This window comes from Halomonas campaniensis, from assembly GCF_002211105.1.
GTDB classification, from domain to species: Bacteria; Pseudomonadota; Gammaproteobacteria; order Pseudomonadales; family Halomonadaceae; genus Vreelandella; species Vreelandella campaniensis_A.
This window is the reverse complement of sequence record NZ_JPUA01000028.1, coordinates 23,954-46,852: the sequence shown is the minus strand read 5'-3', so window position 1 is coordinate 46,852 and position 22,899 is coordinate 23,954. Positions and strand designations below refer to the sequence as shown.

General features: G+C 53.5%; 21 protein-coding genes. 5 read left to right on the top strand and 16 right to left on the bottom strand.

Going from position 1 to position 22,899, the window contains the following annotated elements; all coding sequences use genetic code 11:
• The first annotated feature begins 287 nt into the window (after positions 1-287).
• Positions 288-2,408: a methyl-accepting chemotaxis protein gene (locus JI62_RS10475; protein WP_088700107.1), complete on the top strand. Its 2,121-nt coding sequence runs from the start codon at positions 288-290 to the stop codon at positions 2,406-2,408.
• A 648-nt stretch (positions 2,409-3,056) separates the two neighbouring features.
• Here JI62_RS10475 and JI62_RS10470 read toward each other — a convergent pair.
• Complete coding sequence (locus JI62_RS10470; RefSeq protein ID WP_088700106.1) at positions 3,057-4,391, bottom strand: hypothetical protein; 1,335 nt, start codon at positions 4,389-4,391, stop codon at positions 3,057-3,059.
• Between the two features lie 399 nt (positions 4,392-4,790).
• Between JI62_RS10470 and feaR the strand changes: the two genes are divergently transcribed.
• The 4 genes from feaR (at position 4,791) to JI62_RS10450 (ending at position 9,375) form a co-directional block, all read left to right on the top strand.
• A complete protein-coding gene (gene feaR / locus JI62_RS10465; protein WP_088700105.1) occupies positions 4,791-5,717 on the top strand; it encodes a transcriptional regulator FeaR in 927 nt (308 codons plus the stop codon).
• A gap of 642 nt (positions 5,718-6,359) precedes the next feature.
• Positions 6,360-7,496 carry a tyramine oxidase subunit B gene (locus JI62_RS10460; RefSeq protein ID WP_088700104.1) on the top strand — a complete coding sequence of 379 codons (1,137 nt, stop codon included), beginning with the start codon at positions 6,360-6,362 and terminating at the stop codon, positions 7,494-7,496.
• Between the two features lie 72 nt (positions 7,497-7,568).
• Positions 7,569-7,994 (top strand): RidA family protein, encoded by a 426-nt coding sequence (locus JI62_RS10455; protein ID WP_088700103.1) that lies wholly within the window; start codon positions 7,569-7,571, stop codon positions 7,992-7,994.
• Positions 7,995-8,079: 85 nt separating this feature from the next.
• Positions 8,080-9,375, top strand: a complete 1,296-nt coding sequence (locus JI62_RS10450) for an NAD(P)/FAD-dependent oxidoreductase (RefSeq protein ID WP_088700102.1) — start codon at positions 8,080-8,082, stop codon at positions 9,373-9,375.
• Between the two features lie 281 nt (positions 9,376-9,656).
• Here JI62_RS10450 and JI62_RS10445 read toward each other — a convergent pair whose 3' ends face one another.
• The 15 genes from JI62_RS10445 to JI62_RS10375 form a co-directional block, all read right to left on the bottom strand.
• Complete coding sequence (locus JI62_RS10445) at positions 9,657-10,535, bottom strand: intradiol ring-cleavage dioxygenase (protein WP_088700101.1); 879 nt, start codon at positions 10,533-10,535, stop codon at positions 9,657-9,659.
• A 44-nt stretch (positions 10,536-10,579) separates the two neighbouring features.
• The gene (locus tag JI62_RS10440; protein ID WP_088700100.1) at positions 10,580-11,638 is read right to left on the bottom strand and encodes a maleylacetate reductase; all 1,059 of its coding nucleotides are present in this window, start codon (positions 11,636-11,638) and stop codon (positions 10,580-10,582) included.
• A gap of 92 nt (positions 11,639-11,730) precedes the next feature.
• Positions 11,731-12,297 (bottom strand): nuclear transport factor 2 family protein, encoded by a 567-nt coding sequence (locus JI62_RS10435; RefSeq protein ID WP_088700099.1) that lies wholly within the window; start codon positions 12,295-12,297, stop codon positions 11,731-11,733.
• Between the two features lie 106 nt (positions 12,298-12,403).
• A complete protein-coding gene (locus JI62_RS10430) occupies positions 12,404-13,333 on the bottom strand; it encodes a flavin reductase (RefSeq protein WP_088700098.1) in 930 nt (309 codons plus the stop codon).
• Positions 13,334-13,365: 32 nt separating this feature from the next.
• Positions 13,366-13,557, bottom strand: a complete 192-nt coding sequence (locus JI62_RS10425) for a 2-hydroxymuconate tautomerase (protein WP_088700097.1) — start codon at positions 13,555-13,557, stop codon at positions 13,366-13,368.
• A 43-nt stretch (positions 13,558-13,600) separates the two neighbouring features.
• Positions 13,601-14,629: a TRAP transporter substrate-binding protein gene (locus JI62_RS10420; RefSeq protein WP_088700096.1), complete on the bottom strand. Its 1,029-nt coding sequence runs from the start codon at positions 14,627-14,629 to the stop codon at positions 13,601-13,603.
• Between the two features lie 116 nt (positions 14,630-14,745).
• A complete protein-coding gene (locus JI62_RS10415; protein WP_088700095.1) occupies positions 14,746-16,071 on the bottom strand; it encodes a TRAP transporter large permease in 1,326 nt (441 codons plus the stop codon).
• On the bottom strand, positions 16,064-16,612 hold the full coding sequence (locus JI62_RS10410; protein ID WP_088700094.1) for a TRAP transporter small permease subunit: 549 nt from the start codon (positions 16,610-16,612) through the stop codon (positions 16,064-16,066). The genes JI62_RS10415 and JI62_RS10410 overlap by 8 nt, the downstream gene beginning before the upstream one ends.
• Positions 16,613-16,636: 24 nt before the next feature.
• On the bottom strand, positions 16,637-17,593 hold the full coding sequence (locus JI62_RS10405; RefSeq protein ID WP_088700093.1) for a PDR/VanB family oxidoreductase: 957 nt from the start codon (positions 17,591-17,593) through the stop codon (positions 16,637-16,639).
• Positions 17,594-17,609: 16 nt separating this feature from the next.
• Positions 17,610-18,368 (bottom strand): SDR family NAD(P)-dependent oxidoreductase, encoded by a 759-nt coding sequence (locus JI62_RS10400; RefSeq protein ID WP_088700092.1) that lies wholly within the window; start codon positions 18,366-18,368, stop codon positions 17,610-17,612.
• Positions 18,368-18,853, bottom strand: a complete 486-nt coding sequence (locus JI62_RS10395; protein WP_088700091.1) for an aromatic-ring-hydroxylating dioxygenase subunit beta — start codon at positions 18,851-18,853, stop codon at positions 18,368-18,370. Before JI62_RS10395 ends, JI62_RS10400 begins: the two co-directional genes overlap by 1 nt.
• Before the next feature lie 5 nt (positions 18,854-18,858).
• Positions 18,859-20,133 (bottom strand): aromatic ring-hydroxylating oxygenase subunit alpha, encoded by a 1,275-nt coding sequence (locus tag JI62_RS10390; protein ID WP_088700090.1) that lies wholly within the window; start codon positions 20,131-20,133, stop codon positions 18,859-18,861.
• Between the two features lie 36 nt (positions 20,134-20,169).
• A complete protein-coding gene (locus JI62_RS10385) occupies positions 20,170-20,472 on the bottom strand; it encodes an IacB protein (protein WP_240513209.1) in 303 nt (100 codons plus the stop codon).
• Between the two features lie 78 nt (positions 20,473-20,550).
• Entirely contained in the window at positions 20,551-21,696 is a 1,146-nt protein-coding gene (locus tag JI62_RS10380; protein ID WP_088700088.1) for an acyl-CoA dehydrogenase family protein, read from the bottom strand.
• Positions 21,680-22,837 (bottom strand): amidase, encoded by a 1,158-nt coding sequence (locus tag JI62_RS10375; RefSeq protein WP_240513208.1) that lies wholly within the window; start codon positions 22,835-22,837, stop codon positions 21,680-21,682. The genes JI62_RS10380 and JI62_RS10375 overlap by 17 nt, the downstream gene beginning before the upstream one ends.
• Positions 22,838-22,899: the final 62 nt, after the last annotated feature.

Below are 22,899 nucleotides of genomic sequence, written 5' to 3'. Positions count from 1 at the left end.
TTTCGTTAGGCTGGCCACGAAAGACAAAAATCTGTCAGTAGCTGTCAAGTTTTTAAGAAAAATGTATGTTTTGATAAGTAAAACGAGCGCGAATATACAACAGTCTTAGAGGCATAACATCGCCAGGACAGCCATGCCCAGTCCAGCCCCTGGACGAATATGAGCAAAGTTGGCAAAAAGGGGCTATGTCAAAGATGGCATGACATGTTTATAAATTATTATTTAATTTATAAAGCTTTATGCCATCTGCTGAAAATGTCTAAGATAAACCTTGAGAGGTAATAGTCATGCACTTCCGGTCGCTACGAACCTTCGTTACTGTACTGGCCGGGGCCTGTTTGGCAGTCGCGGTTATGATACTCACTGTCTATGCAGTAGTCACCAACTCACAAGCCCAGGAGCGATCTAACCACGTTACCGAGCAAATGATTCAGGAAGGCGCTAAGCGTCGGCTCTACGCAGAAGCCGCCTATCAGGCAGAAAAGATACAACTGCAACTAGGGCAGGCATTGGGAGTTGCCAAGAGCCTGGCAGACGTCAATACCCTCATGGGTATGGAGTCCGCCCAGGGAGTCTCGCAACTCGATCTCAATCGGCAGGAGGTCATGAACGTCATTCGCCAATTCATGACCACGAATCCTGAGATCACAGATGCCTATATTGGCTGGGAGCCCAACGCCTTTGGATCAGATGCCCCTTTTGCAGGCGCCAGTGTCCCGGGCCACAGTCCTGATGGTCGATTCATGCCACTCTGGTATCGCGACGAGAATGACTCACTCCAAGTGATGCCTCAGGGCGCTGACATTATCGAAAGTGATACCCTGCAGCCCAATGGCCTGCGCCAGGGTGAATACTACCTGTGCCCAAAGGAAACACTGGCGCCCTGCATTACCGATCCGGCGGCTTACGAAGTCGAAAATAAAACCGTCATGCTGACCTCCTTCAATGCACCAATCGTCGTTAATGGGGAGTTCATGGGAAGCGCCGGTGTCGACCTGTCCGTTGACTCCCTCCAAGCCACATTGGGCGAGGCCAACAGAGCTCTCTATGACGGGGCTGGGGAAATGGCGCTGATCGCTTCACGGGGCGGTGTAGTCGCCTACACCCAGGAAGCAGTGGCACTGGGTGAACCGATGGCGAAGACACTGCAACCCGCTCTGCAGGAGCGTGTTACCCAGGCCCAGCAGGGAAATATAGTCTTCGAAACAGATTCCCGACAGGGCATGGCCGAGCTCTATTGGCCGTTCACCATAGCTGGGGTCGGCAAGCCTTGGGTGCTAATGATTCGCCTACCTGAAAGTGCTGTGCTCGCGGGACTGCATGGTCTGCAAGAGCAGATGCAATCCCAGCGTCAAGCCGACATGCTGGGCATGTCCCTTATGGGTCTTATCATTGCCGGATTGGGACTGCTGGCGGCTTGGTGGGTAGGTGGTAGCATTGCTCGCCCGCTACGCCAATTGGCTGAGCGTATGCGTGATATTGCCAGTGGAAATGGTGACCTGACAAAGCGTTTGCCGGTGCATGGGCGTAACGAGAGTGCCACGCTGGCCATACAATTCAATGCGTTCGCCGACAAGATAAACAATGTATTACTCGATGTCCGTGAGAGCAGTGACTCAGTGCGGGTTGCAGCCAGTGAGATTGCGATGGGCAGCCAAGACCTGTCGTCACGTACCGAGACGGCAGCCACCAACTTGCAGGAGACCTCCGCGTCGATGGAGCAGCTTACCAGCACTGTCGAGCATACGGCGGCGTCCTCGCGGGAGGCCAACCAGCTATCCTTGTCAGCTTCCGAAGTCGCCTCCCAGGGTGGTGAGGTGGTTTCCCGGGTAGTGCATACTATGGATGAAATTGATGCATCGTCCCGGCAGATCGCCGAGATCGTTTCGGTGATGGACGGCATCGCCTTTCAGACTAACCTGCTGGCGCTTAACGCTTCGGTAGAGGCGGCACGCGCTGGCGAACAGGGCCGTGGCTTTGCGGTGGTTGCTGGCGAGGTGCGCCAGTTGGCTAGCCGCAGCGCCCAGGCCGCACGTCAGATCAAGGAGTTGATCGGAACGTCTACAACCCGGATCCAGGCCGGTGCTGAGTTGGTGCAGGCTGCCGGAAAAACCATGGATGAGATCGTCGCCAGCGTGGCGCGGGTCACCGGCGTACTCGGCGAGATCAGTGCGGCCACCAAGGAGCAAAGCCAGGGCATCGGCCAGGTCAACCAGGCAGTCGCTGAACTGGATCACATGACCCAGCAGAACGCGGCGATGGTTGAGGAGTCCTCGGCGGCAGCTGACCGGCTAAAGGAGCAGTCGCTGCGTCTGAGCGAGGTGGTAGGCGCGTTTTTCCTGATGGAACGTGACGCTCCCGGTAGAGAAACCACTCCTGCAGAAAGACTCTCGCAACAACCTGGATAGCTGATGCTCGATGAGTAAACGTAAGTAGAAGATCGAGCCCATTCCATTTAACGAATCGTGTATTGATCAGCAAGAGGTCGCGTGCGACTCGACGCCAGCGCTGGCCCCATGGGCGGAGTTTAGACCGTGGTGCCGGTGCGATTTATTAGCCGCTTCAGGTTGACTCAACTGGTTTCTCTCAGCCCTTTGTGAGGCCTCTAACTAGCAAAGCGGGCGATACGCTCTATGAATGCATATAGCAATTCATTGACCACTACTTGCAGAAAACCGAGCTAGGGCCAGCATTGGTGGCTAAGCAATTTCATATTTCTACGCGCCAACTTTACCGCCTTTTCGAACAACACATGAGCCGGTTTGTCGTTACAGATACTTGAGCATCGTGCTGCAGTTATTCTATGAATTCAGGCTGAAGAACTGGCTACTCAGCAGGAAACCGACCAACCCACCACGCCGATTGCCTCGCAAGTGGGAGTTCGCGGATCCAACCCATTTCAGCCACTCTTTCAAGCACCATTTTCATAACTCGCCACATCAGGTTAGCCGCAATGCACTAACGCAAATAACTGGAAAGAGAACGCCTACTCATTGCAATGAGCAGGCGTAGTGGAGGTTGCTTCAGTAAGCAATATCAAAGTTTTGTTTCGTGCCTCAAAAATTAAATCCAACCAAAAGCTGTGTGTACAGATTGGCACTATCGCTGCCGAGCTGAGTACCACCGCTAGTGGCTGAGGCATCCGGGGTATAATGTCCGATCAGCGGCATTACCCACCAGTGTTCACTAGGCGCCCAAAAAGCATATAAGTCGAGTTCCTGCCCACCGGTATTAGGCCCGGCGTCATCTGACAAAGAGGTAAAGTCATACCACATCGCGCCGAAGCTCAGCGTTTCGAAAGGCGACAACGATGCGTTCAACTGATGAACCCGCGTATTAGTATTAAACGGGCCGCCGTAGTTAGCGGCCACTTCTCCCTGGAACCAAGTACCTAACGCACGTCCATTGCCGTAAAAAAGCGGATCATATTGATCCGAGAAACGGCTGAAACGGTAGCTAACACTGGGTGTCCATGCCGCGTCTGAAAACGTCCAGCCAGCTTCTAGGTACCACGCGTTTTCGTCACCCGCACTGCCATTTTTTTGCAGCGCGTATTCGCCAGAGAGAAACAGGTTTTCGACACCGGCATTGCCTTGCCCCCGCACGCTATAGACCTTAACGTTTTCCCGGTCAGGGTAGAGGAAAGCATAGTCGTCGTCCGTATTGAGTACATCAATATAGGAGATGCCAAGCGTACCGTTATCGGTTACACGCTCAAGGTTAGCAACGGCCAGTTCTGACTTGGCCTGTGCAGGGTTGCCTGATGCTAGCCACATTACATCCCCACGCCAGCCTTGCTCTCCCCCCAGCTTCAGCACAGCTGTGTTTTCAAACGACTGGCGTCCTGCTAAATAGTAAGCGCCTCCGCGGTCAAGATCGCCCCCTAACACCCCTTCGCCAAAGTTGAGTGCATCGCCTGAGATCAAAAACCCATCGCCGAGCTGGATACGCTGACGCCCCAGAGAAAAATCGATGCCGTCTACCCCCAAGGCAGGCAAAGCATTGCCCGATTTCCAGCCGGCGTATAAATTTTCCAGACGGGTTTTACGCTCATCGCCGGTCGTATAGCCTGCCGCGTCGCCTTGGCCGGTAGTCGCGCTGGATACCCAGGCTACGTTGGCATAAAATGAGCTTTCCCCTAGCGCATGCGTAGCATCCAGTCCAAATTTGGCAAACCCTTCCTGCCAGTCCCTCCCACCGGGCGCACTGGTTTCGCTCTGGGCGTATCCTTCCTGGCTATGAAAGGCCCCCAGCACTGCCTCAATGTTGGCACCAATCTGGGTGTCAGTATTACTAAATATTTCAGCCGCTTGCGCACTGCTAAGTGACGCTGCAATTACGCCACTGGTAACAGCAGCAACAGGTAAAAAAGCGGAGTAGCATAATTTCATATTGAAGAGCCCCTTGTTATTTTGTCTTACCCCTTTAATTTCTGGGCAGTTCATCAAGGGTATTCAGTCGTGGTGCGCACATCTTGTCTTTGTTTGACGAAAATATGGATTTCCCTGCCGTTTTGACAGCTGATACTTCGTCATACCCTATCTATCAGCGCATCGGAAATACCTGCTTGCCGAGCTATTTCAGCAGCGCCTCTTTGCGCTCTGGGGAATATAGCGGACATTACAGTACTCAAATCGGCCCCGGGGGATAGTTAGGGTAGAGCCATGAGGAACTACTTCGCTTCTTCGGTATTTTTCTGATACAAATAATACATGAATATTCATGCAATCATCCGCTTCAACCGCAGGCATGGGTTTTAGTACAAGAACATCCTAAAAAGGAGATCTGCTGTGAATGTGCAAACTGCTTATGATTTCGATAGATGGAATGATGCTATGCAAGCCGTCTGCGGACGTTTTGTAACCCAGCGCGCAAACTGTCCCGAACATTTTGTTGGCAATATTCAACGCTATGACTTGGGTGGTCTCACACTAGCGGACATACGTGTGAACGCTAGCTCAATCCGTCGAGAACGTGGAGTTGCGACACGGGGAGATGATCGCTTCTATTTCCTTGTCCTACAGCGCCAAGGCAATATGGTAATACTTAACAATAATCACTCCTTTACTCTACAGCCAAATGACATGGCTTTGCTTGATTCAGCTCAGGCGTTTGAGATGAAGCCACAGGGGTTAATCAATCAATTGTCGATCCACCTTTGCCGTGACGCTGTTGATCGACTTTTACCTGCCGGTACCTGCCGCTTTGGTAAGCTCGAACAGGCCAGTCTTAGCAGACGACTGTTATATGGAATGTTTCAGCAGATTAGCAAGGATCACATAGCCCTGAGCGAAGGCAAGCAACATGGTGAAGCGCTACAGGATGCCTTGATCAGTCTATTGCAGCCCTGCTTGCACGTTGAAGACGCTATCAAAACGGGGAGCCCGTTGCGGCGTCTCGCCGAACAAATGATCAATGAAGCATTGATGGAGCCACCTACGCCGGATGAATTGGCTGCCCGCCTGAACGTATCGGTGCGTCATCTCTATCGTCAATTCGAAATGAACGGTGAAAGCATATGCCGTTATATTAATCGTCAGCGCTTGCAGTGTTGCGCCCGCGAACTGACCCAAACTGGTAATGGCCGCCTACCGATCACAACCATAGCCTACAATTGGGGCTTTGCTGACTCAGCGCACTTTTCCCGTGTGTTCAAACGACACTACGGTATGCCTCCAAGGGATTATCGTGCTCAATACCAAAAAATCGCCGATTAAAGGATTTTGATAACGTCTCACTCTTTAATCTGTAAGGTAGATTCGGGCCTGCTGGCCTTCGTATATTGTTCTTCAATATGCTGGCCTTGCAAACCAATAAAGCAGAGGCCCCCGTTGCCGGGATGAGTCGATGAACGATCATACAGCCAGCGGAATCGGCTTCTATCGCGATGTAGTCAAACGCTTACTGCACACCCTATCTCATAAAATTAGCATCTATTAATACAAAATTTTCTATTATTAAGGAGAACGTTAAGCAATCACCAGAAACTTAATTGTCATTTTTTATCTAGCCCCTTTGGATCAGCATGACACTTAGTTTTTTCCTATTTTTACAAAAGCTTAAAAACAACCTCTTTAACATTGTTACGTTATCAAAAATACTGACAGGCGCTCCAAAACCTAAGAGAGATGAATATTAGGGAAAAGTTAAAATAAAGATTTATCGATCCTTCCTCATTAGCAGTAACAAGTTGCCGATTTGTGCTAACGCTGCCGACTTATGAGACGTAGCTTTATTCAACAGCGTGTCGGAAACCACGCTCAAAAACACTTATGGGTGACGTATTTAACAGCACAATATATTGAGGTAGCTGCTGTTTTAAGCCCCTGAGGAAAACAATGACGATACCGAGGTCTACAATGAAAAATAACACACAAATCGACTTTATTTACCTTTCCGAGCAAGACATGATACGCGCCGGTGTGACTGATATGCCCGCTTGCGTGGATGCGATGGAAGAGGTGTTCAGCCTGCTCCACCAGGGTGATTACCGTATGGCAGGCCCCAATAACGACTCGCACGGCGCGATGATCATGTTTCCTGAGGAGTCACCATTTCCCACGATGCCCAAGCCAACAGCAGACCGCCGCATGATGGCAATGCCTGCTTATTTAGGTGGTAGCTTTCGCACCTCCGGGGTCAAATGGTATGGGTCTAACATCGCCAATAGAGAGAAGGGGCTACCACGCTCTATTCTTACCTTCACGTTAAGTGATGCTGATACCGGCGCACCTCTAGCTTTTATGTCGGCCAACCTGCTATCCGCTTATAGAACCGGCGCCGTACCTGGCGTAGGTGCCCGGCATTTGGCACGAAAGGACTCCAAAGTCATTGGCTTACTAGGCCCAGGTGTGATGGGAAAAACATCTGTCTCTGCCTTTATGGCAGTTTGTCCCTCTATCGATACGATCAAGGTGAAAGGGCGCGGGCAAAAAAGTCTCGACAATTTCATCCAATGGGTTAAAGACAGCTATCCGCAAATCACTAATATTCAGGTAGTCGATAGTATTGAAGCCGTGGTACGCGACTCCGATATCGTCACCTACTGCAACTCTGGTGAAGTGGGTGATCCTTCAGCCTACCCCCTCGTCAAACGAGAGTGGGTCAAACCCGGCGCTTTTCTCTCCATGCCAGCGTTATGCAACCTGGATGAAGGGATGGAGAAAGAGGCACGTAAAGTCCTCGACAATACTGGACTTTATCAGGCCTGGTACGAAGAAGTGCCCAAGCCAGCCCACCACTATATTCCAGTGATTGGGGTTCGCTTTATGGACATGATTGCCGAGGGGAAAATTACTCTCGACCAGTTGGAAGACCTAGGCGAAATCGTGACGGGCGAAGCGCCAGGGCGAAAAAATGATGACGAGATCATCTTGCTATCCGTTGGGGGGATGCCAGTGGAAGATGTGGCATGGGCAACGTATGTCTACCGTAATGCTATCGAAAAAGGTATCGGCGTCTCGCTAAACCTGTGGGAAACCCCCGTGTTGAGCTGATATCAGCCACAGGCATCTTTTAGTACGTCGAACGATTGATCACTAAATAGTTCAGGATAGTAGGATAAAACGATGGCTCACATAGTAAAAGTCAAGACAGGCTCAACGTTTGAAGAGCGCGCCAGCTATTCAAGATTAGTCGCGGTTGATAACTGGATTTTTGTTTCCAATACGGCTGGCCGCCACCCAGAAACAAAAGAGATCCCGGAAGATGTTGTCGAGCAAACACATCAAGTGTTTGCCAATATTGAAACCGCCCTATCGTCAATCGATGCGTCACTGGCGGACGTCGTTATGTCACGCGTGTTTATCCAGGATCCGCAAGATGTACCGACTGTTATGGAAATTATCGGGCAAAAATTTAAAGGCGTTGATCCAGCCTCCACGGTAACGTGCCCCCCTCTGGGTTCAACCGTTTATAAAGTCGAGCTCGAAGTCACTGCTTATAAAGGGGCTTCGCAAACAACAGTAGACGTGATCAATACGGCTGCAAAATAAGCGATTACTTATCCTGCTAGTGCGGCCTCCCTGGGAGTCCGCACCTTCTAGTAGGCTAAAGCACACTCCTAAGGACACCGACTTTATGGCTCCGTCAATAATCCCCGTCGAGACATCACAACATCTGCCTGTTTCGACAACGGTTGTCATCATTGGCGGCGGTATTATCGGGCTCACCGCCGCTCTGACCTTGGCAGAGCGCAACATTCCCGTCGTCGTGCTTGAAAAAGGCCGAATTGCTTGCGAGCAGTCATCGCGCAATCTCGGCTGGATTCGCAAGACGAGCCGCCATGAAGAAGATATTCCGCTAGCCCAGGCCGCTGACCGCCTATGGGCAGAGATGCCTGAGCGTGTCGGTAGCGACGTCGGGTATCGACAGTCAGGCATTATGTTTGTGGCCCGTACAGACACCCAGATGTCAGTCTATGAAAACTGGTTAAACGCTGTTCAGCATCTTTCATTGGACTCCCAACTGCTTAGTCCTCGTGAGATCAGCGATATGGTACCTGGTAACCGTAGCGACTGGGCTGGTGGAATCTTCACCCCTTCAGATGGGCGCGCAGAACCGACGCTCGCCTCCAGCGCGATTGCTAAAGCCGCTATCGCCAAAGGAGCCGTTATTGTTGAAAATTGCGCAGTGCGCACATTATCGACATCCCGAGGACAGATCGACGGGGTGGTTACCGAAACCGGCGAAATTCGCTGCGATCAGGTACTTTTAGCGGGGGGCATGTGGTCACGGCGTTTTTTGGGCAATCACGGCGTATCGCTGCCTACGCTTCCTCTCATTTGCTCTGTTCTGCGCACAAAACCCATGGAAGGTCCCACTGATATTGCGGTCGGTGCGCCTGATTTTTCATTTCGTAAGCATCGGGACGGCGGCTTTATTATCACTCAGCGCGGTGCGTTGGATGCACCGCTAACGCTGGATCATTTACGGGTCGGTATGCACTACATGAAGGCGCTGCGTGCCCAGCGTAGTCTCCTACGAATAGGACTCAACAAGCATTTTTTCAAAGATTTAGCGCTGCCACGCCGTTGGTCCGCCACCCAACGCTCACCCTTTGAACGCGTACGAACAATAGACCCACCTGCGAACCAAACTCTCAACAACGAGGCGTTAAACAATCTGAAAGCAGCATGGCCAGCATTCGATCAAGCTGAGATCGAACAGACGTGGGCAGGCATGATCGATATTACACCGGATTCCAACCCAGTGATCGGCTCGGTGGACCAGCTTCCAGGACTAACGGTGGCAACTGGATTTTCCGGTCATGGATTTGGTACTTCGCCAGCCGCCGGTGAATTAGCAGCCGACCTTCTCTCTGGCAACCCACCGATCATAGATCCAAGGCCCTATCGGTTTGATCGATTTTCATAATTTTGGTTACATTTAATCAGAGGCCCCGCGCTGACAAATCTTGGATGGCAGCTCCCTAAAAAAGCAGGTGTATTCACGGGTAAAATAGCTGTGGTGGAAAAAAACTGACTTGCAATTCGTTCCACAGGGCTTCGCAATAAAGACCTGTGTACTGCATTAAGCCATAAGGCACGAAGATCATGCACTGGTGGTTAGCCTGGGCGGCCTCAAGCTCCAAGCGCAAAACTATTGTACGTTCTGAGTGCCGGGTACTGCTTTCTTGAGCATGTCAGCGAAAACCTCTAGGTAGTGGTGCGTTCAGTGTCTCTTTTGGTCGCTTTCTCAACTATAAAAAAGTCAAAACTTGCCTTCCACATCACACCTTCTTCACTGCAGGGTATGTAGTCGATTATTAAAGAGTCCTTCACTCCAAAGACAGCATCCGATATAAGATACGGATCTCCGGAGACGAATGTATGCGTAACGATGCGTTCGTAGCGGCTATGGTTAAGCATGAAGTGCATGTGGGCAGGACGCCAGGGGTGACGTCCGAGCAATGTCAGCATCTGTCCCACTGGGCCATCGTCCGGAATGGGATAAGGCACAGGTTTGATACCGGTGAACCAATAGCGACCATCGGAACCGGTAATGAATACCCCGCGATTATTCCAGGTCGGCTGCTCCCCCGGTTGCTGGACATCGTAAAAGCCCTCGCTGTTGTCTGACCACACGTCGATTCGCACACCTTCGACAGGGTTACCGTCCAGATCAAGCACGCGGCCCTCGTAGAGACAGGTTTCTCCCTTACCGTCCAGGGAGATATTGGCGCCCATTTCGAGTACCGGGGCACCATCCACATGGAAAGGGCCGAAAACCGTGTTCTCAGTAGCACCAGGGGGGCGGCGGTGCTGGATCGCATCTACCAACATCGAGACGCCTAGCGTATCGGAGAGTAAAATGAACTCCTGGCGTTTGTCATCGCATATCTGACCGGTATGGGTAAGAAATTCAATAGCTGCTTCCCACTCCTCCTGGGTGAGTTCGACATCTTTAACGAAGCTATGTAGATGTTTGATCAGTGAGACCATGACCTCTTGCAAGCGCGGAGCGGTCTCTTTACCCATACGACCGTTAACTGCCTCAATGGAGTTTTCTTCCGTGAAATAATCTATTCTGGTCATACTGTTTTCCTTGCTGGGGCCTCGCTTCGGCAAGCCCTGATTGATCATTCGGGGCGGGCACCGCTCCAGGCATACTGTAACAGCTCACGTACTGCTTCTTTCTCGACCGGCTGAGGGTTCCAGTAGGGGTTCTTCATCGCCAGACCAGCAGCCAGATCCAGCTCAGCCTCGGCCAACCCTAGATCCTTGAGCGCCAGGGGGGCACCTAGGGATCGGGCAAAGTCGTAAAGCCCTCCACCCAGCTCACCACCAAAGAGTTCGGCAACGGGTGTGAGCACATCCTTTGCAGCCCGAGCGTTGTAGGCCACTGTATGAGCTAGCATGATGGCATGGGTTTCGGCGTGGGGCAGATTGAAGCTCCCGCCCAAGGTATGACACAGCTTGTGATGCAGAGCCATACCCACCGTGCCCAGCACGGTACCGCATAACCAGGAACCGTAGAGAGCTTTACTGCGAGCTTCCACGTTTTCTGGTCGCTCAACGATTACGGGCAGAGCTTCCTTAAGGCTGCGAATACCCTCCATAGCCATCAACGTGGTGATAGGGTTGCGATCTTTGGCGTACAGGCCTTCCACAGCGTGGGCCATAGCGTTTAGACCGCTGGTCACGCTCATCGATACCGGCAGCCCTAGGGTCAACTCGGCGTCGTAGATCACTACCTCCGGCAGAATCGATGCATCCTTAACGGTAGTCTTCACACCGTTCTCTGTCTGCCCCAGTATCGGAGTAACCTCCGATCCGGCGTAAGTCGTGGCTACGACAACTTGAGGCGCATTATTCCGGTAAGCGATCGCCTTCCCTAAACCAATAGTGGAGCCTCCCCCTAGCGCAACCACACAGTCAGCTTTTACTGCGGCAAAGGCTGCCATTGCTTGCTCAGTCACCTCTACAGGGGTATGCATAGCCGCTTCGCTAAAGACGCCAGCTCCCAGTTCTCCCAACTGTTGACTAAGGCGCTCGGCATCCTCCCGCTGAAAAGGAGTCGATAGTACCAGCGCTCGAGTACACTCCAGCCGGCGCACCTCATCAGCAATTTGCGCCAAACTGCCAGGGCCGAAAACAATACGTGCAGGATTGGTAGAATATAAAAAAGAGTATGGCATGCTCTTACCTAGACTGTTTAGAGAATGCAGTGGGCTCAAGGTATAGTAATAATGAGCCCACAAATCTTTTAATAACCTTACAAGTTATATAATCAGGGTTTGAGCAACATTGATTGAGAAGGAAAGTCAGACGCCCAACCTTCCTTAAGAGGTGCAACAAACACATTCTCTGTACGCGTCCTAGTAATTCTCCATTTACCATCAGACTCTTTGCGAAAACCATTATTCAGTCTTGATGAGCGAAGCAGTGCCTTACCATCAGAGAATATCCAGGGTTGGCAGTGTACCCACTGGCCTTCCGCTGTATCACCAGTCACATGAATTTGCTCTGATGTCAGATAGTGAACGTTTAGCAAGAGCTTAGGGTCTTGATCTTTTTTCCAAAATCCTTCGAAATGCTTACGGATAGCAGCAGCCCCTTCTGCGCGACCAAATTGATTATCGTAATATTCTCCAACGCCTTCCCATATAGCATCCTCTGTATACAAATCCATAATCAAATCAATTCGCTCATCATCACTTTGCACGCCATACTCTGGAATCGGCGTGTCACATAAGAACATATAACGTGCTTGAATACGACGAATGTCAGCTTCTGCTTCGAGTACCTCAATACGTGATACCAAAGCTTTAATTTCACTATCAGATACTTGTGTCATGTTAACCTCCAGGTTTTTCGGCGTGTAAAAAACGCCATCTGTCTTATAATTATTAGCCTTAAGAAAGTAGTGCTTTCTCAAGCCTACTTGCCAATGAATTCAATGTTTAAGCAGTAGTACCAAGGCGTTCGATTACTCGCCCCAGCCCTGATTTGATAGTGCTTATCTCGGTTGGCTCTAAACTTTCGAAGAGACGCTGCTCGTAGTCATCTGCCATAGCCAATAACCGCAGCGCTAACGTCTCTCCCGCTTCGCTGAGCAGAACGCTTCCATCGTTTGCTAGCACCACTAGCGCACGCTCTTGTAGCCCATTCAATGTATCGTCGAGATCCGCAATAGGCTGGGCCACAGACCGGGCCAAATCTTCGACCCCTAGAACACCACGATCTGCCAGTAAGGTCAGTATTCGCCATTCATTGTCATTGACTCCGAGGCTGGCGAGCCGAGGATAGAAATCGCCGCGATAGGCGGCGAGGGCTTCGCGCATCAGGTAGAGCAAATGCTTACCCAAACGACCATTCAAGGAACTCTGTTCATTCACAGGTAGCAACATGGGATGCGGTTCAGGCACCGCATAACGGCCATTGTGGAACACGAGCGCGCTGCCCGCGTCCCGATAAGCATAACGCACCACTTCACCAACAATAATAAGGTGATCCCCACCCTCATAGACGTTCCATGTACGGCACTCAAAATGGGCCGCCGCATCCGTTAACTTGGCGGCTCCACCAACCCCCTCCTCAAAGGTGGTATTGGCAAACTTATCCTCGCCACGGCTTGCAAAACGATTTGAGATATCGACTTGGGCATTGCTCAGCACATTGACAACGAAATGTTCTGCAACTTGATACGTAGCGAGGCTGTGAGCCCCTTTATCTATGCTCCACAGGATCAACGGCGGATCCATCGACACCGCATTGAAGCTACTCGCGGTGACGCCAAAATTTTCACCGCTGGTGTTGCGGGTCGTTACCACCGTGACGCCAGTAGCAAACTTGCCTAGGGCGCGGCGGAAATCTCTTGCGTCAAAGTTCATTTTTCATTCTCCAGCGTGTTTATTGTTATGAATCAGCGCCCTAGCTTCTCGCCGGTGACGCCACCAATTCCATACTCGCTCTTGGGTACCTCACTAATAATTACCCGAACATTCTCTTTGGGCGCACTCAGCGAAGAGACCACAGCATCCGTGACTTCGCTGATCAGTGACTCCTTCTGCTGCTGTGTCCGGCCTGACATCATGTAAACGTGAACGGTAGGCATCGCGATCCTCATTATGCGTATTTGAGCGGTTGGCTCGGGGTGGTTAAAAAGCGGTTAGCTCGCGGTACTCGTCATAGCGCTCGCTAAAGTTTTGATACGAATCAATGACGTCGGCAAAGTCGTTATCACGCTGAGCCGCTTCTTCCAGCACCTCCTCTGTGGCCAACTGCAAGGCAGCCAACACCTCTTCAGGGAAGCGTTCAACGGTGACGCCAGCGCTGCGAAACTCTTCCAGGGCGGCGGATTGAGCCTGCATATCGTGAGCAAACATGCGGATACTCAAATCACTGCAGGCATTGCGCACGGCCAAGCGCTGGCTTTCTGCCAATCCAGCCCATACGTCAGCGTTAACCAGCAGCTCATTGAGGCTGCCGGGCTGGTGCCAGCCAGGGAAGTAGTAGTGCTTGGCAACTTCAAAGAAGCCAGCACTGGTATCAATGGTGGGAAAGCTGAGTTCAGCGGCACCAATGCGCCCTGTATCTAGCCCGAGAAACGTCTCGCCAGCGGGTATGGACACCGGCGACACTCCCAGGCGACTCATTACCTCGCCCCCCAGACCACTAATGCGCATGCTCATGCCATTGAGGTCTTCCACACTGGTGATTTCCTCGGTGAACCATCCGCCCGCTTCAGAGATCATGCTGCCGCAGGGAATCGGTACGACATTATGGGGAGCGTAGAGTGCCTCCCATAGCTCGAGACCGCCGCCACCATATAACCAGGACAGGTACTTCGGCACATCGGGGCCGAAGGGAATGCTTTGAAACAGCGCGGCAGCCGGAATCTGACCTGCCCAGTAGCTGGCGGCCGACCAACCTGCATCCAGGCTGCCGTTACCGACGTTTTCCAGAATTTCGAAGGGGGGCGAAAAGGATCCGGCATCATAAGGAGTGAAGGTCAGCTCCCCGTTGGTCGCCGTGGAGACATCCTCGACAAAGCGATGTATTGAGGTATCGATGACCTCAAGACTGAAGGGAAAAGCGGATTGCAGGGTCAAATTCTGGGCCATCGCGGTGGAGGCAAGTAGCGACGCGCCAGTACCGATAATGGTGCTCTTCAAAGACAACTTCATAGTGTTCACTCCTGTTCTATTTGTTTAGTAAGTTCTATTTCCTAAGTTCTATTTCCTAAGTTCCATTTCCTAAGTTCTGTGTCGTAAGTTCTGTGCGGTGATGGTTGATGCAACGGCTACAGCATGAGCAGCCACGGAAACAGCAGGATCAGTAGCAAGACGAACAGCTGGATGGCGATGAAGGGCAGCACGCCTCGATAAATATCCAGAGTGGCTACGCGATCACCCACGGCCCCTTTTAAATAGAAGAGCGATACGCCGAACGGGGGAGTAAGAAAGGAAGTCTGCAAGTTGATCGCAAACAGAATGGCAAACCACACCAGCAGCGCTCCACCGGTAAGCCCATTCGCCAGCTCCAACTGGGTGATGATAGGCACAAAGATAGGCATCAGAATCAAGGATATTTCCAGCCAGTCCAGGAAGAACCCCAGCACGAAGACCAGCAATAGGATGAGGATTAAAACGCTCCAGCTGCCTCCCCCCATCAGCCCCAAGCTACTGCGAATTAAGCCATCACCGCCGACCCCTTTAAAAATGAGCGAGAAGCAGGTCGCCGTAATGACCAACATCATGATCATGGCAGTGGAGACCACGGTCTCTCTCGCCGCTGTCATTACCGATTCCGCATCAATTTTCTGCATGACACCGGCAAACCCCAACACCGCCAGCACGCCCACACCGCTGGCCTCCGTAGGCGTCGCCACCCCATAGACGATGGTGCCAAGCACGATGGGAATCAGTACGAGGAAAGGGAACAACGCCAGTAGGTTGCGCCAAACGCCACCACCTTGAGGCTCATCTGGGCATTTGATATCCGTTAAAGGCGAATGCCGCTGCCCCCATGCAAGGGCAAGCGAATAGAGGGTGTAGAGCAGTAGCAGCAAAGCACTCGGAACCAAGGCAGCCTTGAACAGATGACCGACGGGTACCGATACCAAGCTGGATAGAATAATCAGCATAACGGAAGGCGGCATCAGAATGGCGAGCGTGCCCGAGGCTGAAATTAGCCCCGCCGACGCCGGTGCCGAGTAGCCAGCATCGAGCATGCGGGGCAGCGCCAACACCGCAAGCAGGACAACGGAAGCGCCCACCACGCCGGTGGTAGCAGCCATCAATCCGCCGATGAACAGCACCGTCAGCGCGAGATGGCCAGGAAGCCTGCGCAGCAAGCGTTCGCTGACACGGAAAGCATCACGGGCCAAGCCGGTGCGCTCTAACAGCAACCCCATCATGATAAACATCGGGATGGCAACGTAGAGCCAGTTGCTCAGCGCGTTCGCGTATACCCGTGTCAGCATGAGGTTGGCGAAGGCCAAGGGGAGGTCTGAAAACAACAGAAAAATGGCCGACACCCCACCCAACACAAGTGCCACCGGATAGCCCGACAAAATACCCGCGAATAGCAGCAGCACCATGGAGAGTGGCATCCAGTGTTCAAGCATGATCCGAGCTCCCTGACATAAATAACCAGGTTCGTTTCACTAACAGATACACCAGCACCGCCAAAAACAGGGTGATACCGACAGGCAGAGTGGCCTTGATAACGTATATGTCCGTCAGCCCCCCATCTGTCGAGCGCTCACTGGTCAGGTAGGCACGCTCGGCAAACCGATAAGCGGGCAGCAGTAGCAACGCAAAGAAAGGAATACCGAACAGTGCATGCCCGACAATATCGATCCCATGCCGATAGCGTGCCGATAGACGGGAGTGAAACACATCAACCCTAACGTGCCGATCCAGCAGCATGACCGGGGCGATAGCCATCATGATGGCTACTGCAAAAAGCAGCACCTGTAACCCCATCAGAGAGTTGAACGTAATCGCTCCCCCCACCAGCCAATGGGGTGTTTCAAACGCAATGAGTTGCGACACTCCAAACAGGTGCATCAACACCCCCGCGCCGATGACAAAGGCAATCAGTAACAGGCAGAGGCCACACAGGTTTAGAATCGACTCACAGAGTTTTGCTTTGACGGCATGCATACGGTTTCCCTTTACGCTGGCGGATCAAAGGTCAATGACGAGACGTGCGCTTTTAGCCCTGGAGCAGCACACGGCAATCTGGTCGTTATCTTCCTTTTCTTCTTCGCTGAGAAAGTGGTCACGGTGATCGGGAGTACCCTCCAGTACCTCGCAGATACAGGTGCCGCAAACCCCTTCTTCACAGGAAACATTGACCTTGACGCCCGCCGCCCTGAGCGCCTGGGCGATGGACATGCCCTCTTCCACCTGAACGGTGACGCCGCTGGCAACCGCTTCAACTTCAAAGGCGGCACCGCTGGTATCCACTTCTGCAGAGAAGTACTCTGAATGCACACGGCTGTGCGGCCACTCCGCCTGGCCGGCGGCACCGATCACCCAGTCCATGAAACCGGTGGGACCACACACATAGAGGTGGGTATCGGCGGGTTGTGCCCCTAGCAAAGCCTTGATGTCCAGCCGCTGGGCGGCCTCCTCATCATCGAAGTGCATCACTAACGCATCGCCAAAGGCAGACTCAAGCTCATCAATAAAAGCTGCCTTGTCACGCCCACGGCAGCAGTAATGCAACTCGAAGGAGCGTCCGGCATCGCGCAGCTCGTACGCCATGGCAATCATGGGCGTAATACCGATGCCACCGCCCACCAACAGGCTATGCGGTGCCGATCCATCCAGTGGGAATAGATTGCGTGGCACGCCAACCTTCACCTGGACACCTTCGTGTAAGCGTTCGTGTACTGCCTTGGATCCCCCCCTCGAAGCGGGGTCGAGCAGCACCCCGAGCCGATAACGGTGGCGTTCCCCTGGAGGGTTACTCAGCGAGTATTGACGCACCAGCCCTTCATCAAGGTGAATATCAATGTGGGCGCCTGCTTCAAAGGCAGGCAGATCAGCGCCACTCTCAGCAGCCAGATCGATCACTGCGATCTCATTGGTTTGAATATCGCGGCGCACAACGCGCAGGGTCATGATGTCATCTTGCATGGTCATCTCCAGATGCTCAGCGCATGTAAATGCCGCCATTGACGTCCCAGCAGGCACCGTTTACAAAAGCCGCCTGAGGGCTGGCAAGAAAGCTCACCATTTGTGCGACCAGCTCAGGGGAGCCCAGCTTGCCTACGGGGATATTGGCAAGCGCTTTATCCAGGTTGTCACCGAGTACCTCACGCACCATCGGGGTATCCAGTGGCCCCGGCGCAATGGCGTTGCAGGTCACCCCGTCCGCCGCCAGATCGCGGGCGAAAATCTTGGTCAAGGTCAGAATGGCGCCCTTGGAGGCGGCATAATGAGCGCCAGTGGCGGTACCGCCGTTCTGCCCTGCCAGCGACGCCAGGTTGACGATGCGCCCATAGCCACGCTCTCTGAAGTGGCGACCAAAAATCTGGCAACCGGCAAAGACACTGCCAGCGTTGGTGGTCATCACTTCGTTAAATTGGGCGGGGTCAATATCGAACACCCCTTGCACTGCGGTGCGGGCTGCGTTATTGACCAGCACTTCGCAACTGCCCCAGCGGGCGACAATCTTGTCCAGCACACCCTGGAAATCCTCTGGCTTGGCGACATCGAGGGTCGCGGTCACCGCGGTCTCTCCGGCCAGGTCGAGTTCGGATGCCAGCGCTTCGGCGGGGCCGGTGTCGATATCGGTGATAACGACACGAAACCCCGCCTTATGCAGTGCGCGCACAATGTGAACCCCGAGTCCACGTGCGCCGCCGGTCACCACTGCGGTCTGAATTTTGTCGGGTAGTGGTACGCTCATCAGAACAAATAGCTGAACGAATTCAGCACTCCATCAGCGTTGAGTAGACGAACCACCTTCTCCTGAAGACGGAAGCCGGTATCAGTGGACGTGAGGGTGTAGCGCACATTGGCGGCCCAAATGCGCTGACGCCCAAACTTGTCTTCAACCAGGTGCTCAGCGCATGAAACGACAACCGTATTGCCATCGACGGCATCGATCACAAAACGAGACAAGGTGCGTACGGTGACGGCAGGGGGTGCCGAAGAGATCGAGAAGCCATCCTGGAAGCGTTTAATACGATCCCGGCGCATCTTGTCATCGTCGTAACAGAGGTTGAGCACTGCCGCGTAATCGTCGGCGTCCTCGATAGGAATGATGTACAAGCCCTCTGGCTGCCACAGATCGAGCCAAGCGTCGTACTCTTTTGCGTCCAGAATCGCCGCTTCGTGCCAGATAAACTGCGTGACCTGCCAGAGCAGGTTTTCATTGTCGATTGTGTTCATTTCGCTCACTCCTGCATCATCCGTTTCCACATCGCATAGGCGGCACGCATGCCCGTTTCATCCGATACATGACCACGTGGCCCTGCCTCGCCCGGCACTTCCTTCTCAATGCCGCGATTGACCAGAATCGGCAGTTCGGCACCGCCATCGACCCCCCGCTGGATTCGCTCCCAGACCTCGGCATCGTCGGGAGAACCAAAGCCCATGGGGCCCTGAAAGTGTTCATGCAAGCGCAGGCGTACGCGATTGGCGATGTCGGGACCTCCCTCCATACCAATGGCAATGTGGCGAATATCCGTTTTATCGACAGCAACGGGCGTCAACACCCGGAAGAAGGCCATTGAGCACGCCACGTTGGGGAACAGATTAAGGTTGAACCCGGAGCCACCTACCGCGCGCGCAATGCGGCGGACTTGATCTTCCGGATAGCCTTCGTCGCGCAGCGCCTGCGCCAGCTCTGCAAAACGCTCTGGAATCTTGCGGTCGAGATCCTCCTCTAGATCGACGAGCTCGGGAATCATGACCATGACGGAGTGACCGTTACCCAGGTCTTCAACGAAGCCTTCGCCATCAAGGAAGGTGAACGTCTTTTCGGCTTCCTCATCGAGGGATTGCAGGAAGGACTTATGCACGATCGGAAAGTGATAGGCGTCGGTGGTGTTCTCGAGCTGAACTTTCCAGTTCATTGGCACCGAAAACTGATGTTCGCCAAGGGTTTTTACGGGGTATCCACCACCCTGTTTCATAAACAGATCGATCCACTTCTTGGCAGCCCCCAGGAAGTCTTCCAATGGCTCAATGCTCTCGTTGAAAGTGGCGAAGATCATCCCTTGATAGCTTTCAACGCGTAGCTTGAGCATCCCATGCTGTGACTTATCGAAATCATCGCCATACTGCTCGGGATTCGGCAAAGCACGCAGACTGCCATCGAGTCCATAGCCCCAACCGTGATAAGGGCATTGGAAAGATGAGGTCTTGCCCTTGTGAACCTCGCATACCGTTGCTGCCCTGTGGCGGCAGCGATTAACCATTACATGGATATTGTCCTTACGGTCACGTACCACGATGACCGGTTCACGACCTACTTTGGACAGCTTAAAAGACCCCTTATCGGGGATCTCGCTGGTATGCGCGACCCATACCCAGGTGTTACGAAAAATCTTCTCTTGCTCTTGCTCAAATAGCTCTGAGCTGGTGTACATCGGGGTCGCAATCTTATCGTTATGGACCAGTTGATCTGGATCGAGCGCGATGTTTTTGACGTCGATTAATTGATTCATTTTGTTCTCCTCATGCCTAGCCAGCTAATGCTGTCTTTATTCAGGTACCACCAACTCACGGCCGATACGCGCTTCGACACGGGCGTATTTCCAGAGCTTATAGGTGCCGTCCCCCACCGGGATGGTGCGGAAGAAGTTGCAGGCGGCTACAACAGTCTCGTAATCAGGGACATCGGCCATGATGTAGGCGGTCCAGGGGGCGGTGGCGGAAGGGCCGACCATGATGCGGTCGTCATCCATGATCCCCAGGATAGTGACGCCGGGGAGTTCATCGATGCCTTGCATCATCTGGCTGAAGGCTTGCCAGACTTGCTTGCCTTCCTCAGCGGTTGCATTCATGAAGTTTTGGTTGATACCGATGCAGAAAAGTACGCGATGCATAATGTCGATCTCCGTTGGTTAAACTACGTAGGGTGGTTATAGGTAACCCGGTAAAGGGTCGTGGCCGAAGAAGATCGCGCCGGCGTTCTTCCAGGTGATCTCGCCCATAAAGGCGTGCTGGGTGCACAACTGCGAGTCACGCAGAATGCGCGAGAGAGGGTGGCCGTTTTCGGCCCCAGTCATACCGCTGATCTGATAGACGCTGCGAATCGCCTCAGCGCACTCATGGGTCAAATGGGTGGTAGAGAGGCGCAGCAGGTTGACCTGCTCACGGCTTGGTTCGCCCCCGGCCAGAATGCTCGCCCAGGCGGCCTCAGTACTCTCATAGAAGAAGGCGCGGGCGGCGCGAACTTTGGCCTCGGCCTTGCCGAGGGCAATCTGGGCATACTCACGCTCACCCAGGTTGGGGGCGCCAGTGACCGATTTCCGCCCACCGGCCGTGGCGCGGACGATATCCAATGCCTCGCGGGCCAAACCCAGTGTCGTCACTGCCAGCACCTGAGCGGCGAAGGAGAGCGATGGGTAGCGAAAGAAGGGGGAATCGACGTTGGGTTTGCCGCCGCGCACGAAGGTCCAGGCTTCTGGAACATAGGCGTCCTCGACCACCAGATCGTGGCTGCCGGTGGCTACCATGCCCAACATATCCCAGGTCGGGTCGATCTTCACCTGGTCGCGGGGCAGCACTGCCATGCGCGGCAGCGCTCCCTCTTCGGCGGGGAGAATGCCCACACCACATAGCGAAGCCCCCATACAACCACTGGCAAATTTCCACCGTCCTTTGATACGGAAACCGTTATCGACCCGCTCAGCGGGTTGGGGCGGAAAAATCCCGCCAGCGAAGACGATATCAGGGGAATCCCGCCACACTTCCTTTAGGGTCTCCTCGGGTAACGCGGCCAAATAGGCGGGGTTCATGCCAAAACTCGCTACCCAGCCAGAGGAGCCATCCGCCGCCGAGATCGCTTCAACCATTTTCAGGAACTCGGCGGGCGACTTCTCATCCCCACCGTAGGTGGCGGGTACCATGGCGCGATAGACGCCAATGGCCTTGAACTCATCAATGATATCCATGGGAATATGGCGCAACTCCTCGAATTCTTTGCGCCGAGATCGGATTGACTCGAGCAGCGCATCAAAACGCTCCTCGCCTCCCCACTGTGATTTATCAATGTGCTGTTGCATGATTTGCTCCTTTTTTTTGTTCCTCTCCCGCCGACGAAACCCGGCCCATAAGTTGCGAAGCCGCCCGGCAAACGCCTGCGTCATCGCCACGACGTCCGATCAATTGCACGGAGACAGGGAGTGCTTGCTGAGACTCAAGAGGGATCGATAAGGCGGGATGCCCTGAAAGGTTGAAGGGGCGCGCAAGGGACGATATTTTCAGATCCTGGTGGCCCGAAAACGCATCCTGAACGGTCATGGGAAAATGCGGCAACGTTGGCAGCACCAGGACATCATGCCGCTCTAGCACTGCGTCGACTTCGGCGGTAAAGGCACGACGTATGCGCTCCGCCTCCTTTAGCTCGGCATCGGTCGTCGCGGCAGCGGCCTTCAAACGCTGATCGACATCCGCGCCCACCTTGCCAGTGGCAAGCAACGCTTCGCAGGCACGAAAAGTTTCGCGATTGATAATCACCATGGCAGCTTCAAACGCCTCGGCCATAAGCGGCAAGGTGACATCCCCACGCGCCAGTCCAGACCGGCTTAGCTGGCCTTCGATACTTGCCCAAATGGCCGACTCAGCATTCACGCTGATACACCCCAGAACAGGTGCAGAACCCTTCACTGGCGACTGAAAGGAAGGATCAATCGCACTCATGAAAGCCATTAGTACGTGGAGATCGCGAGCCATGGGGCCCACGCAATCGAGGCTACTTTCCGCTGGCATAACCCCTTGGCGACTCAAGCGCCCGAAGGTGGGCTTAAAACCGTAGACACCACAGCAAGCGGCGGGGACGCGAATAGAACCGCCGGTGTCTGTACCAATACCAATATCGGCAAGACCCGCGGCCACCGCGGCGGCCGACCCACTGGAAGAACCGCCAGGGATAAGGGTGGGGTAGCGCGGATTCTCTGGCGTGCCAGCCCAGGCATTGATGCCCGTCATACCAAACGCCAGCTCATGCAGATTGGCCTTCCCTACAATGTGGTATCCCGCTTTGAGGGTTCGCTCGACAATCTCTGCATGAGCCACGGCTGGCGGCGCGTCAGCAAGGGCAGCGGAGCCTGCGCAGGTGGGGAAACCGGCGATATCGATCGTATCTTTGACGACCACTTTGTGCGGCCCCTGCCCCAGGCTTAACCTCGATGTCAATATAGTCACCTCAGCCACCTCGCTGGACTTATCACATGAAATTTCAAGTAAATAGGCATAAGATTTATAAC

Bases quoted from the DNA above. Each gene is read 5' to 3' on its own strand.
- JI62_RS10475 (WP_088700107.1), top strand. From the start codon at position 288: ATGCACTTCCGGTCGCTACGAACCTTCGTTACTGTACTGGCCGGGGCC.
- JI62_RS10470 (WP_088700106.1), bottom strand. From the start codon at position 4,391: ATGAAATTATGCTACTCCGCTTTTTTACCTGTTGCTGCTGTTACCAGT.
- JI62_RS10460 (WP_088700104.1), top strand. From the start codon at position 6,360: ATGAAAAATAACACACAAATCGACTTTATTTACCTTTCCGAGCAAGAC.
- JI62_RS10455 (WP_088700103.1), top strand. From the start codon at position 7,569: ATGGCTCACATAGTAAAAGTCAAGACAGGCTCAACGTTTGAAGAGCGC.
- JI62_RS10450 (WP_088700102.1), top strand. From the start codon at position 8,080: ATGGCTCCGTCAATAATCCCCGTCGAGACATCACAACATCTGCCTGTT.
- JI62_RS10445 (WP_088700101.1), bottom strand. From the start codon at position 10,535: ATGACCAGAATAGATTATTTCACGGAAGAAAACTCCATTGAGGCAGTT.
- JI62_RS10440 (WP_088700100.1), bottom strand. From the start codon at position 11,638: ATGCCATACTCTTTTTTATATTCTACCAATCCTGCACGTATTGTTTTC.
- JI62_RS10435 (WP_088700099.1), bottom strand. From the start codon at position 12,297: ATGACACAAGTATCTGATAGTGAAATTAAAGCTTTGGTATCACGTATT.
- JI62_RS10430 (WP_088700098.1), bottom strand. From the start codon at position 13,333: ATGAACTTTGACGCAAGAGATTTCCGCCGCGCCCTAGGCAAGTTTGCT.
- JI62_RS10425 (WP_088700097.1), bottom strand. From the start codon at position 13,557: ATGCCTACCGTTCACGTTTACATGATGTCAGGCCGGACACAGCAGCAG.
- JI62_RS10420 (WP_088700096.1), bottom strand. From the start codon at position 14,629: ATGAAGTTGTCTTTGAAGAGCACCATTATCGGTACTGGCGCGTCGCTA.
- JI62_RS10415 (WP_088700095.1), bottom strand. From the start codon at position 16,071: ATGCTTGAACACTGGATGCCACTCTCCATGGTGCTGCTGCTATTCGCG.
- JI62_RS10410 (WP_088700094.1), bottom strand. From the start codon at position 16,612: ATGCATGCCGTCAAAGCAAAACTCTGTGAGTCGATTCTAAACCTGTGT.
- JI62_RS10405 (WP_088700093.1), bottom strand. From the start codon at position 17,593: ATGCAAGATGACATCATGACCCTGCGCGTTGTGCGCCGCGATATTCAA.
- JI62_RS10400 (WP_088700092.1), bottom strand. From the start codon at position 18,368: ATGAGCGTACCACTACCCGACAAAATTCAGACCGCAGTGGTGACCGGC.
- JI62_RS10395 (WP_088700091.1), bottom strand. From the start codon at position 18,853: ATGAACACAATCGACAATGAAAACCTGCTCTGGCAGGTCACGCAGTTT.
- JI62_RS10390 (WP_088700090.1), bottom strand. From the start codon at position 20,133: ATGAATCAATTAATCGACGTCAAAAACATCGCGCTCGATCCAGATCAA.
- JI62_RS10385 (WP_240513209.1), bottom strand. From the start codon at position 20,472: ATGAATGCAACCGCTGAGGAAGGCAAGCAAGTCTGGCAAGCCTTCAGC.
- JI62_RS10380 (WP_088700088.1), bottom strand. From the start codon at position 21,696: ATGCAACAGCACATTGATAAATCACAGTGGGGAGGCGAGGAGCGTTTT.